Genomic DNA, 14,373 nt, shown 5'->3' on the forward strand with positions numbered 1-14,373 from the left:
CGGCAAATTTTTTGGCATAGAAAAAGAAAAAATCCTCAAATCATATATTTCGGTGAATAACTATTTGGTAGGGAATAAAAAACTGGCTTTAAGAACTCAGGATATAATGATCTTGCTGCCCCACTGCCTGCAGAATTCGGAATGCAAGTTCAAGATCACGGTAGATGTCAACAACTGCAAGAATTGCGGGAAGTGCAAAATCAGCGATTTAAGAGAATTAGCCGAGCGGTACCGTGTCAAACTGCGAGTCGCTACCGGCGGCACCCTGGCCAGAAAATGGATTAGAGAAAACCACCCCAAGGCGGTAATCGCCATAGCCTGCGAACGAGATTTGTCCTCCGGAATTCAGGACACCGGTGAACTTCCAGTCCTGGGGGTGCTCAACTGCAGACCCAATGGTCCTTGTGTGAATACTGATGTTGACGTGGCAGAGATAGAAAAAGCTCTGCTGACAATTAGCAAAGGAGGCTTCTGATGACTTATTTGCTTTTTATTTTACCGGCCCTGGCTTTATCACTTTATGCGCAGTTTAAGATCAAATCCACCTTCGAAAAATATTCGCAGGTGAGATCCCAAAGGGGCATCACCGGCCGGGAAGCCGCAGCGACCATACTGCGCCGCAATCAGATGGGCAGCATCGCCATTGAAGCTGTAGCCGGCTCATTGTCAGACCATTATGATCCGCAGGCTCATGCGGTGCGCCTTTCCGAAACGGTCTACGGCAGCAATTCCCTGGCGGCTATAGGTGTGGCCGCCCATGAAAGCGGGCATGCTATTCAGCACCACCAGCGTTACGGACTTCTGGAACTGCGCCACAGTATAGTGCCGGTAAGCAATTTCGCGTCCTCGGCATCATTTCCCATACTGTTTCTGGGTTTCATCTTGCGAAGCCCCAGCTTGATCCTGGGAGGAATCATCTTGTTCAGCCTGGTGGTGCTTTTCCATGTGGTTACTTTGCCGGTGGAAATAAACGCCTCGCAGCGGGCGGTAGCCGAACTGAGCTCGGCCGGTTTGGTGAGCAACGATGAAATCCCCATGATAAAACAAGTCCTGGGAGCGGCGGCTTTAACCTATTTAGCAGCCACCATTTCCGCAGTATCCAACCTGTTGTATTATTTATTGATTTTTACAGGGGGAAATGACGATTAAAAAGTCTTCAACCCGTGACGGGAACCAATCAACCCCGGCAGCTTCAGGTAAACAGGCGCGTTTGACCGCCTTGCAGATCGTATACGAGGTATTCGAGAAAGGCCAGTATGCCAATCTGGCCTTGGAACGCACTTTGCGCAAGAGCACCTTGGCCTGGGTAGACCGCCACCTGGTTACCGAGATAGTGAATGGAAGCGTACGTATGGTCAGGCACCTGGATTGGGTGCTTGACTTGTTTTTGGCCAAACCGGTCGCCAAACAGCAGCCCTGGGTGCGCAATATACTGCGCATTTCACTATACCAGCTGCTGTTTATGGATCGCATTCCTGATTATGCCTGCGTAGACGACGCAGTGAAAATGGCCAACCTAAAAGCCGGAAAAAGGCTGGGTGCGGTGGTAAACGGGGTATTGCGCAATTATTTGCGCAGCCGGGAGAAGATTCAAATCCCGGCTGAAGATGAATTGCAGTATCTGGCGGTCAAATACTCCTATCCGGACTGGCTGGTGCGGGAATTCCTTAGCCTGACAGATAGCGCCGAGGTTGAGGGGGCTTTGATCTATTTAAACTCCCCCCCTAAAGTGGCGGCGCGCAGCAATCTGCTACGGATTGGCCGGGAAGATCTGTTGGACCGTCTCAAGCAAGAGGGAGTGCGGGCTGAGGCGGGCAGTTATACCCCCTGGTCAGTCCACATCAGAGATTTGAAACAGCCCGTCATCGAGCTCGATTCGTATAAGCAGGGCCTGTTCTACCTGCAAAATGAAGGTTCCATGCTGGCTGCGGCCCTTCTTGAACCGCCTCCGGGGGGATTGGTATATGACCTCGGCGCCGGAGTGGGTGGCAAAAGCACCCATGTGGCTGAAATGACGGGCGACCGGGGTAGAGTAATAGCGGTGGAAAGGCATTCCCATAAGCTGGAACTGCTGAAAGCCAATTGCCGGAGGCTGGGGATCAACCATGTGACCCCGCTGCAAAGCGATATATTACAGCTTGAGCCGGACCTTCCCCAGGCCGAGCGGGTGCTATTGGATGCTCCCTGTTCGGGATGGGGGGTCTTAAACCGCCGTGCAGACGCCAGATGGCGCCTGAGCCAGGAAGAGGTCAAGAACTTGCCGCAGCTGCAGTTTCGTTTGCTACAGGCTGCGGCCGGACTGCTCAAGCCCGATGGACTGCTTTTATACAGCACCTGCACCTTTAATCCGGCTGAGAACGAGCAGGTGGTAGCCCGATTTCTGAAAGAAGCCCCTTTTGCTGTGCAGGGATTTGCGGAAAAGATCAGTTTTTTCCCCTTAACGGCAGAGGACATCGAAGCGGCCCGAAGGGGATGCCTTACTTTAAGGCCGGGCCGATATCAGTGTGACGGCATGTTTTACGCTTTATTGAGGAGATTAGGACATGAATAGTGTTGAAAAAATCGAGCTCCTGGGGATGAACATGCTGGAAATGGAAGATTTCGCAGTTAGCCAGGGACAGCCGCGTTTTCGCGGCCGCCAGTTGCACCGCTGGATATACATAAAAGATACTTCTTCCTTCTATGAAATGAGTGATATCCCGCGCGAGATCAGGCAGCAGTTTGATGACAAAGCATTTATTTCCATACCCAGGGTCTTAAAACAACGGGTCTCGGAAGACGGCACCCGCAAATTCCTGATGGAAATGAATGATAAAAAAAGGATTGAGACGGTATTGATCCCCCAGTCTGCCAATTTGAACGGACGCTACACTTTATGTGTTTCTTCCCAGGTGGGATGTCCGTTTCGCTGCGCTTTTTGCGCAACCGGGCAGGGTGTGTTTCAGCGCAACCTCTCCGCCCACGAAATCGTGGGGCAACTTTTAGGGTCGCGGCGGGAACTCAGACGCCGCCTAAAAAACCCCCAGGAGCCATTGATAACCAATGTGGTCTTTATGGGCATGGGTGAGCCTTTGCTCAATCTTGCTCAAGTGGTTCGCTCCATACAGATAATGAATGATCCGCGTGGAATCCAGTTGGGACAGCGGCATATCACCATTTCCACCTGTGGAGAAGCCCACGGCATTTTGCGGTTGGCCGAGGAGGATTTGCAGGTCACCCTGGCCGTTTCCCTGCACGCCGCTGATGACCAGCTGCGCGACGAGTTGGTGCCTATAAATAAGAAATACCCTTTGGAGACTTTGATGGCTGCGATAAAAACCTATGTTGAAAAAACCGGGCGCAGGGTTACTTTTGAATACATTATGCTCGATCAGGTTAATATCGGCCGCAAGGACGCGGAAAACATGGCTAAGCTGGTAAAACCTTTACTGGCTAATGTTAATTTAATTCCCTATAATGAAGTAGGTGGTTTACTGTACCGCAAACCGGACCCCAGCCGGGTAAAGCAATTTTATAACTGGCTGGCGGCCCTGGGCTTGAACGTGAGTATACGTGAAGAACATGGCGGCGACATCGAAGCGGCTTGTGGGCAGCTGGCGGTGAAGCCAAATTAAATGGGGACGGGGGAAAACCATCCTCTAATATACGGGTTAATGGGTTTTGTGCCCAATCCGGCAGGTCAGGGTGGATTATGAAAGTTAGTGTAGTAACAGATACCGGTAAAATTAGGCCGAGAAATGAAGATAGCTACCTGGTCGACACCGCCAGGGGCTTATTTGCGGTTTGTGACGGAATGGGAGGGCATCGCGGCGGTGATGTGGCGTCTCGCTTGGCAGTACGCACAATTCACGCCTGGATAAAAGAAAATCCTCCAGGCCAGTCTATCACCCCATTGGAAGGCGCCATACAGCAGGCCAATCTCAAGGTTTGGGAAGAGAGTCAGACCAATCCGGATCTGCACGACATGGGAACCACTGCCACAGTGGCGTTAGTATGGGAAAATCGGCTTTTTATGGGCCATGTTGGCGATAGCGCCTTATTTCGCATCCGCAATAATCAGATTGAAAAGCTCAGCCGGGATCACACCCTGGCTGAGCAGATGGTGAGCAAGGGATTGCTCAGTGAAGAGGACTCCCGCAGCAGCGCTTATAATCATATCTTGACCCGGGCTATTGGCATTGCCCCCCGGGTGGAGGTTGACAGCTGCCAGGTTCCCCTATCTCCCGGTGATGCGGTTTTGATCTGCAGTGATGGACTTAGTGATTTATTGACTCCACAGGATATGCTGGCGATCTATCGGAATTATACCAATGATTTGGATAAAATCGCTCAGGAAATGGTTCAAACTGCACTGGCCCGAGGTGGTTATGACAATATAACCCTCATACTTCTACTCATCGACTAGGAGGTTACGAGAGTGAAAGATATGATTCTAGGCGAACGGTATGAACTCCTTGAGGAGGTAGGAGAAGGCGGCATGGCCACGGTATACAAGGCCCACTGCAAAAGCCTGGATCGCATTGTGGCGATCAAAATCCTTAAAGAGGAATATTCACAGGACCAGGTTTTCGTGCAGAGCTTTAAAACCGAAGCCCTGGCCGCAGCCCGCCTATCACATCCCAATATCGTAAATATATTTGACGTTGGCCAGGAAGGCAATATTCATTACATCGTTATGGAATACATCGAGGGCCAGACCTTGCAGGAAGTCATTGCCGCGGAAGTCCAGCTACCCGCAGATAAAGCTGCGGAGATCGCCATCATGATCTGCGAAGGCATACACCATGCCCATGAGAATGGCATAATACATCGTGATATCAAACCTCATAACATTCTTATCACCAAAAGAGGCATTGTTAAAGTAGCCGATTTTGGCATCGCGCAGGCCATCAACAAGAAAACCCTCACCTTCGCCCGGGATCTGGTGGGAACCGTTCACTACATTTCCCCGGAACAAGCCAAAGGAGAACCGGTCACCCCGGCAACAGATATTTATTCTCTAGGCTGTGTCTTATACGAAATGCTGACCGGAAAGCCTCCTTTCGATGCGGAGAGCACTATTACCGTGGCTTTGAAGCACATTCACGATGAACCCATCCCCCCGGAAAAAATCAATCCCGCAGTAGGAAACGCCCTTTCCGCCATAACCTTGAAGGCTATGGAAAAACTGCCCGCACACCGTTTTGGCAGCGTCGAGGAGATGCGCAATGCGCTCATAAATCTGGACGAATCAGTAAGCAGAGTGAGAAAGGATCGCAACGGGACTACCTTAATAATGAGTCCTATTAACTCCAGTAATAAAATCCCGGCTACCAAGCGCAAAATACGCCCGGCCGGGATGGCCATTATCGCCGTGGCTATTCTAGGCCTGTTATCCGGTATATGGTGGGTGATGGGCGGCAGTATATTCGGCAAAGAGGTTCAGGTTCCCAATCTGCAGGGTATGGAATTGAAAGAAGCCACCGAAGAATTGGCGGCTTTGAATCTAAAAATAGCGGTGGCCGGACGTAATTTCAGCGATGAGGTTGAAAAGGATCTGATTATTTCGCAAGAGCCGGCCCCAGAGCAGACCGTGAAAACAGGCCGGGAAATCTCGGTAATATTGTCCAAAGGTCCGGAGATGGTGCAGGTTCCCAATGTGGTCGGCCTGCCACAGGGGGATGCCGAGATTCAGCTGCGTAACAACGGGCTGGAAGTGGGAACAACTGATCAGAATTATGATGATCGTTATCAGCTCGGTCAGGTTATTTCCCAGAGCCCAAGCGGCGGGGAAGCTGCCAAGGGTTCCAAAGTGAATTTGTTGATCAGCAAAGGCAAGACCCCGCCCAAGGTTCCCATGCCTGCCTTGGAGGGTTTGAGTCTGGATGAGGCTGAAGATAGATTGACTGAGAAGGGACTGGTTTTAGGTCCGGTAAAAAGGCAGGACAGCAACACCTACAAAAAAGATATTGTAATATCTCAGGATACTGCCTCAGGGATCTTGATTGAGCAGGGAAGCACCGTCAATCTGGTAGTCAGCAACGGCGCCAAGGCTACCGCCAAGACCAAAACCCTGCAGTTTACCCTGCCTACAGGAGAAAAACAATACCAGGTTGTTATAAATGTTACTGACTCTGAGGGAACCCGCCAGGTGTACAAGCAAACCCATAACTCAGGAACCAATGTTAACGTAGGGGTAAGCTATTACGGCAGCGGAAGCGCCGAGGTCAAACTGAACTCGGAGCGCTTCAAGGTGTTCAACCTGCAGTAATTAACCCCGGTAATTCTCAGGAGGGAGTAGATGCCCCATCAACCATTTACTGGCTTGATACTAAAAAAATACAGCGGTTTCTACTATGTGCAGGATGAAGCGGGCAAGATCTATGAGTGCAAACTGCGGGGCAAGGTCAAAAAACAGGTCATATTGACCGGAGATAAGGCCGTAATTACCCCTTTGGACGAAGCCCAGGGCATTTTGGAGAGGGTGGAACCGCGCCAAAATGAGCTGTACCGGCCCCGCATTGCCAATGTAAACCTGGTCCTGATAGTAATGGCTTATGATCGTCCTGAACCGGTTCCCATGCTTTTGGACCGCCTGCTTATACTGACACTTCATGGAGGACTTACACCCGTGATGGTGTTGAACAAATGCGACCTTAAAGCCAGTGAAAAAGCTGCCGACATTATGCATATATATAAGGGCTTGGGGATTCAGATTATCAGCACCTCAGCCAAACAGCGCTGCGGACTGGAGCAACTGCTGACCGCCATAAAAGGTAAAATTGCGGTTTTTGCAGGGCCTTCCGGTACTGGTAAGTCTACCCTCTTAAATAATCTGGCCCAGAACTTGAACATAAAGACTCAGGAGGTCAGCAACAAAATCGGCCGGGGCAAGCACACCACCCGGCATGTCGAATTACACCCCCTGGAGGGCGGAGGCTGGATAGCCGACACCCCGGGGTTCAGTACTTTGGATTTGCCCGAGGATTTGACCAGCCGTCAGCTGGGCGCTTATTATCCGGAATTCGCTCCCCACCTGGAGGACTGTCGTTTCCAGGATTGTCTGCACTACCGCGAGGCGGAATGCGGTGTCAAAGAGGCTCTGGAAAGCGGGCAGGTGTCCGGACTGCGCTACCACAATTACGTGGCTATTCTGGAGGAAGTGATGAGAAATGAGAGGTGTTACCGGTGATTTTAATTGCTCCATCTATTCTGAGCGCCAACTTCACCCGTCTGGGAGAGGATATACAAAAGGTGGAAAAAGCCGGTGCTGATTGGTTGCATATAGATGTGATGGATGGCCGCTTCGTACCCAATCTTACTATCGGTCCGCAAGTAGTGGCGGATATTCGGAAAATAACCGGATTATTTCTTGATGTTCACCTGATGATCGAAAAACCTGAACAATTGATTCCCGCTTTTATCGATGCCGGGGCGGACCTGGTTACGGTGCATGTGGAGGCCTGCGCGCATCTGCACCGGGTGGTGAGCATGATTAAAGAACTGGGCGCAAAAGCCGGAGTAAGCCTGAATCCTGCTACCTCTGAGCATTGGCTGGAACCGATACTGCCGGAACTGGATCTGGTTCTGGCCATGTCGGTCAATCCTGGTTTTGGGGGGCAGCGCTTCATACCGGGCGTACTCGCCAAGATTAAAAGGATTAAAGCCTTGATTGACTACTCCCGGACTGAGTGCTATTTGGAGGTGGATGGCGGCATCAACGCAGATACCGGGTATGATGTGGTAAGAGCGGGCTGCAATGTCCTGGTAGCCGGCTCTTATGTGTTTAATAACCATAGTATTGCAGAGGCCATACAGAATCTGAAAGCTCTGCGTGCTTGACCTGATGGGCTACTAGTGCTAACATCAAATATATTAAAATACTATATTGACCTTTCTTCGGGGATGGGTGCAACTCCCTATCGGCGGTAAAGCCCGCGAGCCGCAAGGCATGATCCGGTGAAACTCCGGGGCCGACAGTAACAGTCTGGATGGTAGAAGAGAGGCTGGTTGAGCATGGTTTGCTCAGCTTGTCTTGTCATGTCTAACCCGATGGAAGTGTCGGGTTTTTGCTTTGTTTGGAGGCGAAAAATTGCATCAGGATGAGGTCTATATGCGCAGAGCGCTTGAATTGGCCGCTCTGGCCACCGGTCGAACCAGCCCCAATCCCCTGGTGGGAGCCGTAGTGGTTAAAGATGGGGCAGTGGTAGGGGAAGGATATCATCACCGGGCCGGAACACCCCATGCCGAGGTGCATGCACTCAGGCAGGCGGGAGAATTGGCCCGGGGAGGCACCCTTTACGTAACCCTGGAACCCTGCAATCATCATGGCCTGACTCCGCCCTGTACCAGGGCAGTGATTAACGCCGGCGTCAGAAGATGCGTAGTGGCCATGGAAGACCCCAATCCGCTGGTGAATGGCCGTGGTCTGACCACTCTAGAGCAGGCTGGCATCGTAATTGAGACTGGATTATTGCAGGCCGAGGCTGAAAAGCAAAATGAGGTTTTTATTAAATATATTTGCACCGGCTTGCCTTTTGTAACCCTCAAAACCGCCATGACCCTGGATGGCAAGATAGCCAGCAATAGCGGGGACTCCAAATGGATTACCTCCGAGCCCGCCAGACGTTGGGTGCACCAGCTCAGAGACCGGGCCGATGCTATTCTGGTGGGGATCGGCACGGTTTTAGCCGATGATCCCCGGCTGAATACCCGGCTCAATGACAGGGAAGGCCGGGATCCGGTGCGCTTAATCGTGGACGGCCGTCTGGATTTGCCCGTAAACAGCCAGATCGCATCCAGCAGTAAGCAGCAGACCACGCTGGTTTTTACATCTGAAAAGGCTGACCCCAGGCGGACCAAACGCTTGGAGCAATTGGGCCTGGAGGTCATAACCATTGACGGGGCCCCGGACGACCTCAATCTGGAGCAGGTATTGCAGATTGCCGCCCATCGCAAGCTGTGCAGTGTTCTGGTTGAGGGCGGCGGCAGCATAAATGCCAGTTTACTGAAATACAACCTGATCGATAAACTGTACTGGTTTATCGCCCCCAAAATTATCGGGGGAGCTAAAGCCCCTTCTCCGGTTGAGGGCAGCGGTTGTAAAAATATGGCGGATGCCATCGAGGTTGAGGATTTGCAGATAACATTTATCGGCCAGGATATTCTGGCCACCGGGTACGTTAAAAAACCAGCCTGTCGCTGAGCAGGACAATAACTTTAGGTAGCGGGTGAGAGCCATTTTTACAGGAATTATAGAAGAAATCGGATTCATCAGTGATATAAAACGGGGAGCCCACTCCATTCGCCTGGGGGTGAAAGCGGAGAAAATCCTGGAGGATGTCAAATTGGGTGACAGCATCGCGGTAAACGGGGTATGTTTAACGGTGGTGCAATTTGAATCCCGGCAATTCTGGGCAGATGTTATGCCGGAAACCTTTGCCAAGACCGCTTTAAGAGATTTGACATTGGGATCCCCGGTTAACCTGGAACGAGCCCTGAGGCTCAGCGACCGCCTGGGCGGGCATCTGGTACAGGGCCATGTGGATGGCATCGGTTCAATAATCAAACGGGAGCGTTTTGAAATAGCCATCGTCTATAAAATCAAAGCCCCGCCGGAAGTGTTGAAATATACGGTAGCCAAGGGTTCAATTGCCATAGACGGAGTGAGTCTGACCGTGGTCGAAGTGGGCAGCGACTACCTGACGGTCTCCTTGATCCCCCATACCGCACATCTTACCGTTTTGGGCTCCAAACAACCCGGACAGGAGGTCAACCTGGAAAGTGACATTATTGGACGCTATGTGGAGAGACTACTGTCAAGGACTGATCAACCTTTAAACGGCAGCTTGAGCATGGATTTTCTATCCCAACATGGATTCTTATAAAGGAGGCACTTATTATGTTTAATACCGTTGAAGAAGGAATAGCAGACGTTCGGGATGGCAAAATGATCATTGTGGTCGACGACGAGGACCGCGAAAACGAAGGGGATATTGTGATTGCCGCGGAAAAAGCCACCCCGGAGGTAATCAACTTCATGGCTACCCATGCCCGCGGGTTGATCTGTGTACCCATGGAAGGCAAGCGCCTCGATCTTCTGGATATCAAACCCATGGTGACCAATAACACCGACAGTCATGAGACCGCATTTACAGTCTCGGTGGATCATTATACCAGCACCACCGGCATTTCCGCTCATGAAAGGGCTGCCACCGTCGCGGCCTTGATTTCCCCCGACAGTACCGCTAAGGACTTCAGGCGCCCGGGGCATATTTTTCCCTTGCGCTACCGCGAAGGCGGGGTATTGCGACGGACTGGCCATACCGAGGGTTCCATCGACCTGACCCGCCTGGCCGGGCTTTATCCGGCGGCGGTGATCTGCGAGGTTATGAGCTCGGACGGAACCATGGCGCGGGTGCCCGAACTGATTGAATTCGCCCAAAACCATGGATTGAAAATCATTAGCATTGCCGATCTCATTGAATACCGGCGCCGCCGGGAAAAGCTGGTGGTACGGGTGGCCGATGCCAAGCTGCCTTCCAAGTTCGGCGATTTCAAGGCAGTGGCATATCAATCCCTGCTCGATAATAAAGAACACCTGGCTCTGGTCAAAGGGGAATGGAAGCCGGATGAGCCCGTCCTGGTTAGGGTGCACTCGGAGTGCTTGACCGGTGATGTGATGGGCTCCTCACGCTGTGATTGCGGTGATCAGCTGCAGAAAGCCCTGGAGATGATCGAGGCTGAAGGCAAAGGGGTTCTGCTGTATATGCGCCAGGAAGGGCGCGGCATAGGTCTGTGCAACAAAATTAAAGCCTATAAGCTGCAGGATAAGGGTATGGACACGGTGGAAGCCAACATTAATCTGGGCTTTGCTGCGGATTTGAGGGACTACGGCATCGGGGCCCAGATTCTGGTCGATCTAGGCATCCGCAAGATGCGTCTGATGACCAATAATCCTAAAAAACTTAAAGGCCTGGAAGGATACGATCTGGAGATAACCGAGCGTGTTCCCATGGAGATCCCCAGCAAAGAGGAGAATCGCCGTTATCTGCAGACTAAAAAGGATAAAATGGGCCATTTGCTGGTTAATTTGTAAGGTTAAAGATTTAGAGGAGGAATGAGTTTTGGCACAGGTATTCGAAGGAAAACTAGTGGGACAGGGGCAGCGATTTGGACTGATCGTATCCCGGTTCAACGAATTTATCACCAATAAGCTGTTGTCAGGATGCATCGACGCCCTGACACGCCATGATGTGGATCCTGACAACATCGATGTGGCCTGGGTGCCGGGCGCCTTTGAAATGCCCCTGACGGCACAGCGGATGGCTCAAAAAGGTTATGATGCGGTAATATGTCTGGGTGCGGTTATTCGCGGCGCCACACCGCATTTTGAATATGTGTCTGCTGAAGTGACCAAGGGCATAGCTCAGGTGGGTTTACAGACCGGAGTTCCGGTGATCTATGGAGTAATAACCGCTGATACCATTGAACAGGCCATAGAACGGGCCGGGACCAAGGCCGGCAATAAAGGGGTCGATGCGGCTGTGACCGCCATTGAAATGGTAAATCTCTTAAAACAATTGTAAGCTGTCGAAACATCCCGGAGACGATAGATTTTTTACAATCTTGAAGACAAGGATTATTGTAATAAGCCCGTTAATCCAGGGGATGATCCCGGCTGATCGCAGCTTAAGTCTATTCCCAGGCCGGCGGTCAGAGCAAGAATAAGCCTGTACAAAAGCCCTGCAGCTTACTGATGTGGCAGTAATCATTTCACAATTTGTGAGTTTCCCGGGCGGGGCTGAAGTGAAGTCGAAAGGAGGGCTGATGCGGCCCTCCTTTACCGTTGATTTACCTAGTATTTATGGCTTAGCGGGGAGGCTCCTTCTGCAGGATTATTTTAGTGACGATGTTGTCGCGCACCTGAAAAATCACCCCGCCGTCGTTGTCGCCATAGGCAGCATCGATATCTCCGCTAGCCCCCGGCTTTTTAGCATAGCCATAATTTGGGCCATAAGCATCGGTCACTGCAGGGTCAAAGGGATCGCCCACTTTAATTCCCCGCGCGGTCATCAAGGCCGGGTTTTCGATATGCATTACTTTAAGTTTGTCCAGCTTGGTGAAAGTAAAAGTGCAGCCCCGGCTCTGATCATAATAAACCGTACTCATACCCAGAGTTTTCCCGGCAGGGAAAAGAGCAGCGACCTCTTGAGAAGTTGATTCTCCAACCATGACCGTGCCCTGATCGGTTGTAAGCCGCATGTCGGCGGCCTGTATGACATTAACCCCTTGAGGAATCTCGATCTGCAGTTCCGGAGCGCGGCTGGCAGTCCACAAAGCGAATGCCACCACCACAGCGACCAGGCTCAGCAAGAGCGCATATTGTTTTTGGTTGGAAGTCATAGTATGTCTCCCCTGATGTAAAGATATTGCCACTTACCATTATATCCTGTAACAGGTCAGGTGAATACTGCCCAGTCCAGACATAGGATCATTAAGTTTGTAGGCAGGTCAGTTCAAAAAGGAGATCTCATGGATATGAAGCCCCATACTCCCAGAGTCTGGGGGGATAAGCGTTATCACAGCCTTAACTACCACCTGCGCCAGAAATATGGCTGCAAGATATTTAAAATACCACTGGATGCCGGTTTCACCTGCCCCAACCGGGACGGCACCTACTCTGTTTCAGGCTGCCTTTTCTGCACTCCCAGGGGTTCCGGTGACTTTGCCGGCCAACGCAGCTTAGATCTATCACAGCAGTTTTGCCAGGTAAAAGAGATGATGCACCGGAAATGGCGTGCGGCCAAGTACATAGGTTATTTCCAGGCTTTTAGCAATACCTACGCCAGCCCCGAGCGCTTACGCCAGATCTATATGGAAATAGCCGCCCAGCCAGGAGTGGTAGGCCTGGCTATCGCCACCCGTCCCGACTGTCTGCCTGTAGAGGTGATGGAAGTTTTGGATGAGGTCCGTCTTCATACCGACCTGTGGGTGGAACTGGGTCTGCAGACGATACATGAGAAAACCGCTCAAGCCATGAACTTGCAATATGACTGCCGCGATTTTGAGACTGCGCTTAAACTCCTGGGTGAGCACCATATCGAAACCTGTGCCCATATCATTCTGGGACTGCCCGGAGAGAGCCGGGAGGATATGATGGAGACCGCCGCTTATCTGGCCAGGAGCCCGGTGCAGGGGGTCAAAATACATCTGCTCCATGTGATGAAAAATACCCCGCTGGGGCTAAAATACCAAAAAGATGGTTTTGCCGTGCTCGATGAAGAGCAGTATGTGAATCTGGTTGTGGAGGTTTTGGAAATCCTGCCTGCAGATATGATTATCCACCGCTTAACCGGGGACAGCCCCCGCGAACTGCTGATAGCCCCGCAATGGAGCCTTAAGAAGTGGGAGGTTTTAAACCGCATCGATCAGGTTCTGGTACAAAGAAACACCTGGCAGGGAAAGCGATACGAGAGCGGACAATCATGAAAATGCCCGGGATCCGTCCGTATATCGTGGGCAAAGTTAGCATGAAATGACTCTAGGAAGCAAATAAAGACTAAAAAAGAGAATCTCCCCTTTGATAAATAGAAATTGCTTCACAAGACCACCTATCAAAGAAAGGAGATACTCTTATGGGACCAGTTGCCAAATTGGAAGTTTAGATCACTCCCAGGCGTGACAATAAAGTATCGGCTGCTTTTAAATGGTAGTTTACACGGACGCTGAGACTGGGATTGTCGCTAGTTTCGAAAATAAAGGCATGAACCCCAAGATACTGGCCGGAAGCCCTGGCCAGACTTCCTTCAACTGGGTAGCGAAATAGACTAAATTTCTTATACGATGTGCTAATGCCGCTGTTCAGCTTGCTTACAATAGCACTGGCCATCGTTTTGGTAGTGATTGTGGGATAATAAATTAGACTTTGTCCCACTGAGTCACTGATTTTTGTATAGTTATAACCTTCATGCATATCCATCAGCCAGTCGACATCATAACTTTTAACAGCAGCGTAAATTGATTTAGAGAGGGTATTATCACAGGACTCTTTACTGCTTTGCGGGAAATCACGGTTAAGGTCTCCGTTATAAGTACGGGTCTTGTTTTCTACAGCTTTTTTATTGGCCTGCGGCAACACAATTAATTTACCTTTTTTTATATCCCAATCCTTTACTTTCCCTGCTGCTGTGTATCCGGCGGGTTCGTTGCCGTGTACACCGCCCACAATCATAACAACCGGTCCGGACACGCCGCTATCAATAATATACATCGGGGTTGCATATGTAGTTCCGGCAGCAATAGTAACTGTGGTCCGCTTAGTCTTGGCGGGAGCTGTTAATCCCTTATTTAGAGCTGCCTTGGTTATCGGACCAACAACGCCATCTGTTTTTA

Annotated in this window: 15 protein-coding genes and 1 riboswitch; of the genes, 13 read left to right on the forward strand and 2 right to left on the reverse strand. The window is 51.0% G+C overall.

Translation table 11 applies throughout. The features are described 5' to 3' along the window. From B3W37_RS06330 to ribH, 12 genes are all read left to right on the forward strand, one after another. Positions 1-475 (forward strand): DUF116 domain-containing protein (locus B3W37_RS06330; protein ID WP_483175119.1); only part of this gene is annotated, 475 nt, incomplete at its 5' end. Beyond that, positions 475-1,149, forward strand: a complete 675-nt coding sequence (locus B3W37_RS06335; protein ID WP_483169305.1) for a zinc metallopeptidase — start codon at positions 475-477, stop codon at positions 1,147-1,149. The genes B3W37_RS06330 and B3W37_RS06335, both read left to right, overlap by 1 nt. Continuing rightward, a complete protein-coding gene (rsmB, locus tag B3W37_RS06340; RefSeq protein WP_483169307.1) occupies positions 1,139-2,551 on the forward strand; it encodes a 16S rRNA (cytosine(967)-C(5))-methyltransferase RsmB in 1,413 nt (470 codons plus the stop codon). Before B3W37_RS06335 ends, rsmB begins: the two co-directional genes overlap by 11 nt. Next, positions 2,544-3,614 carry a dual-specificity RNA methyltransferase RlmN gene (gene rlmN, locus B3W37_RS06345; protein ID WP_483175120.1) on the forward strand — a complete coding sequence of 357 codons (1,071 nt, stop codon included), beginning with the start codon at positions 2,544-2,546 and terminating at the stop codon, positions 3,612-3,614. The genes rsmB and rlmN overlap by 8 nt, the downstream gene beginning before the upstream one ends. Positions 3,615-3,691: 77 nt before the next feature. Beyond that, the gene (locus tag B3W37_RS06350; protein WP_483169309.1) at positions 3,692-4,405 is read left to right on the forward strand and encodes a Stp1/IreP family PP2C-type Ser/Thr phosphatase; all 714 of its coding nucleotides are present in this window, start codon (positions 3,692-3,694) and stop codon (positions 4,403-4,405) included. Between the two features lie 21 nt (positions 4,406-4,426). Next, entirely contained in the window at positions 4,427-6,250 is a 1,824-nt protein-coding gene (locus B3W37_RS06355) for a protein kinase domain-containing protein (protein ID WP_483175124.1), read from the forward strand. A gap of 30 nt (positions 6,251-6,280) precedes the next feature. After that, positions 6,281-7,171: a ribosome small subunit-dependent GTPase A gene (rsgA, locus tag B3W37_RS06360; protein ID WP_481038504.1), complete on the forward strand. Its 891-nt coding sequence runs from the start codon at positions 6,281-6,283 to the stop codon at positions 7,169-7,171. Then, positions 7,168-7,821, forward strand: a complete 654-nt coding sequence (gene rpe / locus B3W37_RS06365) for a ribulose-phosphate 3-epimerase (RefSeq protein ID WP_483169312.1) — start codon at positions 7,168-7,170, stop codon at positions 7,819-7,821. Before rsgA ends, rpe begins: the two co-directional genes overlap by 4 nt. 49 nt (positions 7,822-7,870) lie before the next feature. Further along, a riboswitch (FMN riboswitch) is annotated at positions 7,871-7,986 on the forward strand. A gap of 85 nt (positions 7,987-8,071) precedes the next feature. Continuing rightward, positions 8,072-9,184: a bifunctional diaminohydroxyphosphoribosylaminopyrimidine deaminase/5-amino-6-(5-phosphoribosylamino)uracil reductase RibD gene (gene ribD / locus B3W37_RS06370; protein WP_483169313.1), complete on the forward strand. Its 1,113-nt coding sequence runs from the start codon at positions 8,072-8,074 to the stop codon at positions 9,182-9,184. Between the two features lie 25 nt (positions 9,185-9,209). After that, a complete protein-coding gene (locus B3W37_RS06375) occupies positions 9,210-9,866 on the forward strand; it encodes a riboflavin synthase (protein WP_483169315.1) in 657 nt (218 codons plus the stop codon). A 14-nt stretch (positions 9,867-9,880) separates the two neighbouring features. After that, a complete protein-coding gene (locus tag B3W37_RS06380) occupies positions 9,881-11,077 on the forward strand; it encodes a bifunctional 3,4-dihydroxy-2-butanone-4-phosphate synthase/GTP cyclohydrolase II (protein ID WP_483169317.1) in 1,197 nt (398 codons plus the stop codon). 28 nt (positions 11,078-11,105) lie between these two features. Beyond that, a complete protein-coding gene (ribH, locus tag B3W37_RS06385; protein WP_481038514.1) occupies positions 11,106-11,567 on the forward strand; it encodes a 6,7-dimethyl-8-ribityllumazine synthase in 462 nt (153 codons plus the stop codon). A 283-nt stretch (positions 11,568-11,850) separates the two neighbouring features. Here ribH and B3W37_RS06390 read toward each other — a convergent pair whose 3' ends face one another. Then, positions 11,851-12,384: a hypothetical protein gene (locus B3W37_RS06390; protein WP_483175121.1), complete on the reverse strand. Its 534-nt coding sequence runs from the start codon at positions 12,382-12,384 to the stop codon at positions 11,851-11,853. Positions 12,385-12,519: 135 nt separating this feature from the next. Here B3W37_RS06390 and mnmL point away from each other — a divergent pair, with 135 nt between their 5' ends. Then, positions 12,520-13,470, forward strand: coding sequence for a tRNA modification radical SAM protein MnmL/YtqA (mnmL, locus tag B3W37_RS06395; RefSeq protein WP_483175122.1), 951 nt, complete (start codon positions 12,520-12,522; stop codon positions 13,468-13,470). Positions 13,471-13,642: 172 nt separating this feature from the next. On the opposite strand, the gene B3W37_RS06400 is transcribed toward mnmL, so the two are convergent. Next, the coding region (locus B3W37_RS06400; RefSeq protein ID WP_483175123.1) for a M99 family carboxypeptidase catalytic domain-containing protein at positions 13,643-14,373 on the reverse strand (731 nt) is incomplete at its 5' end.

The sequence above is a fragment of the Syntrophomonas sp. UBA5494 genome, from assembly GCF_002426325.1.